At 57.8% G+C, this 3128-nt stretch carries 1 tRNA gene and 2 rRNA genes; all 3 read left to right on the top strand.

The window, feature by feature from the left end:
* Positions 1-46: 46 nt before the first annotated feature.
* Positions 47-2780, top strand: a 23S ribosomal RNA gene (locus tag D9598_RS20670).
* A gap of 112 nt (positions 2781-2892) precedes the next feature.
* A 5S ribosomal RNA gene (gene rrf, locus D9598_RS20675) occupies positions 2893-3007 on the top strand.
* A gap of 37 nt (positions 3008-3044) precedes the next feature.
* Positions 3045-3121, top strand: a tRNA-Met gene (locus tag D9598_RS20680).
* Positions 3122-3128: the final 7 nt, after the last annotated feature.

Below are 3128 nucleotides of genomic sequence, written 5' to 3' on the forward strand. Positions count from 1 at the left end.
TTCGCGCCGAAGGGTGCGGCTTGGTCCTGCGTGCGGGCGGTGATGGGTTGAGTATGAGAAGGGCGTTCAGTGGATGCCTTGGCACCAAGAGGCGATGAAGGACGTGGCACGCTGCGATAAGCCGCGGGGAGATGCGAGCGATCGTTGATCCGCGGATGTCCGAATGGGGCAACCCCTCCTTAGGGAGATCCTGGACTGAATTCATAGGTTCAGGAGGCGAACCCGGTGAACTGAAACATCTCAGTAGCCGGAGGAAAAGACATCAACAGAGATTCCCCGAGTAGTGGCGAGCGAAAGGGGAGCAGGCCAGTATCTCAGAGAGAAGAAGCCGAAGGGTCTGGAAAGGCCGGCCATAGCGGGTGATAGCCCCGTAGGCGTAGTGTTTCTCTGGGGTCTCGAGTAGGGCGGGGCACGTGAAACCCTGTCTGAACATGGGGGGACCACCCTCCAAGCCTAAATACTCCTTGGTGACCGATAGTGAACAAGTACCGTGAGGGAAAGGTGAAAAGCACCCCGACAAGGGGAGTGAAAGAGACCTGAAACCGAACGCCTACAAGCAGTCGGAGCCCGTAAGGGTGACGGCGTACCTTTTGTATAATGGGTCCGCGAGTTTCTGTTTGCAGCAAGCTTAAGCCGTTAGGTGTAGGCGCAGCGAAAGCGAGTCCGAACAGGGCGTTGAGTTGCAGGCAGAAGACCCGAAACCGAGTGATCTAGCCATGGCCAGGCTGAAGGTGCGGTAACACGCACTGGAGGGCCGAACCCACGCCTGTTGAAAAAGTCGGGGATGAGCTGTGGCTAGGGGTGAAAGGCCAATCAAACTCGGAAATAGCTGGTTCTCCGCGAAATCTATTGAGGTAGATCGTCAGGCGAACACCGCCGGAGGTAGAGCACCGGAAGGGCTAGGGGGACCCAAAGTCCTACCAAACCCTACCGAACTCCGAATGCCGGTGAGTGCTACCTGGCAGACAGACAGTGGGTGCTAAGGTCCATTGTCGAGAGGGAAACAGCCCAGACCACCAGCTAAGGCCCCCAAATGATGGCTAAGTGGGAAAGCATGTGAGACGGCCAAAACAACCAGGAGGTTGGCTTAGAAGCAGCCATCCTTTAAAGAAAGCGTAATAGCTCACTGGTCTAATAGCTGTCTTGCGGCGAAAATGTAACGGGGCTCAAGCCATCTGCCGAAGCTGTGGGCTTGTCTTTGACAAGCGGTAGCGGAGCGTTCCGTAAGCCTGCGAAGGGAGACCCGTGAGGGCTCCTGGAGGTATCGGAAGTGCGAATGCGGACATGAGTAGCGACAAGGAGAGTGAGAACCTCTCCCGCCGAAAGTCCAAGGGTTCCTGCGCAAGGCCAATCCGCGCAGGGTGAGCCGGCCCCTAAGGCGAGGGCGACAGCCGTAGCCGATGGAAACCAGGTGAATATTCCTGGGCCTGTCAGAAGTGACGAGTGTGAAACGTTGTTCGTCCTTATCGGATTGGACGGGCTGCTGGATCACTCCAGGAAATAGCTCTGACATATAGACCGTACCCGAAACCGACACAGGTGGACTGGTTGAGTATACCGAGGCGCTTGAGAGAACCATGCTGAAGGAACTAGGCAAATTGCTCGCGTAACTTCGGGATAAGCGAGACCCCTCATTGGGCAACCAGTGTGGGGTGGCACAGACCAGGGGGTGGCGACTGTTTAGTAAAAACACAGGGCTCTGCGAAATCGAAAGATGACGTATAGGGTCTGACGCCTGCCCGGTGCCGGAAGGTTAAGAGGAGAGGTGCAAGCCTTGAATCGAAGCCCCGGTAAACGGCGGCCGTAACTATAACGGTCCTAAGGTAGCGAAATTCCTTGTCGGGTAAGTTCCGACCTGCACGAATGGCGTAACGACCTCCCCACTGTCTCCAGCATGGGCTCAGCGAAATTGAATTCCCCGTGAAGATGCGGGGTACCCGTGGTCAGACGGAAAGACCCTATGAACCTTTACTGCAACTTCGCAGTGGCACCAGGAAGGGGCTGTGTAGGATAGGTGGGAGGCTATGAAACCGGGGCGCCAGCTTCGGCGGAGCCATCCTTGAAATACCACCCTGCGCCTTTCTGGTGTCTAACCGAGCCCCATTAGCTGGGGCCGGGACCCTGCGTGGTGGGCAGTTTGACTGGGGCGGTCGCCTCCCAAATGGTAACGGAGGCGCGCGATGGTGGGCTCAAGCCGGTCGGACATCGGCTGTTGAGTGCAAAGGCATAAGCCCGCCTGACTGTGAGCGCGACAGCGCGAACAGAGACGAAAGTCGGCCTTAGTGATCCGGTGGTCCCGCGTGGAAGGGCCATCGCTCAACGGATAAAAGGTACTCTAGGGATAACAGGCTGATCTCCCCCAAGAGTCCACATCGACGGGGAGGTTTGGCACCTCGATGTCGGCTCATCGCATCCCGGGGCTGGAGCAGGTCCCAAGGGTTCGGCTGTTCGCCGATTAAAGCGGTACGTGAGCTGGGTTTAGAACGTCGTGAGACAGTTCGGTCCCTATCTGCCATGGGTGTTGGAGACTTGCGAGGATCTGTCCCTAGTACGAGAGGACCGGGATGGACGTACCTCTGGTGTACCAGTTGTTCCGCCAGGAGCATCGCTGGGTAGCTAAGTACGGAACGGATAACCGCTGAAGGCATCTAAGCGGGAAACCAGCCTCTAAACGAGGTCTCCCCAAGGGTCGTGGAAGACCACCACGTCGATAGGCCGCAAGTGGAAGCCTGGTAACAGGCGCAGCTGAGCGGTCCTAATCACCCGAACGATCTCATCCCATCACACGCAGTGTGCAAAACACACCGCACGCAGCACCAATCCGCACTCACACACCCGATATCACCAATCAGTCTCACCACACCATCCGTGATGACAGTTCTGGCTCGGTGGCCCGGTGGCTATCGCGGGGTTGATACACCCGATCCCATCCCGAACTCGGCCGTGAAACACCCCAGCGCCCATGGTACTGCGCCTCAAGGCGCGGGAGAGTAGGTCGCCGCCGGGCCACCCAGCCAGAACTCATCACTCGACACACACACCACCGCGGGGTGGAGCAGCCCGGTAGCTCGTCAGGCTCATAACCTGAAGGTCACAGGTTCAAATCCTGTCCCCGCATCCATCATCCC

The sequence above is a fragment of the Roseomonas sp. KE0001 genome (assembly GCF_016107285.1).
GTDB lineage: Bacteria > Pseudomonadota > Alphaproteobacteria > Acetobacterales > Acetobacteraceae > Pseudoroseomonas.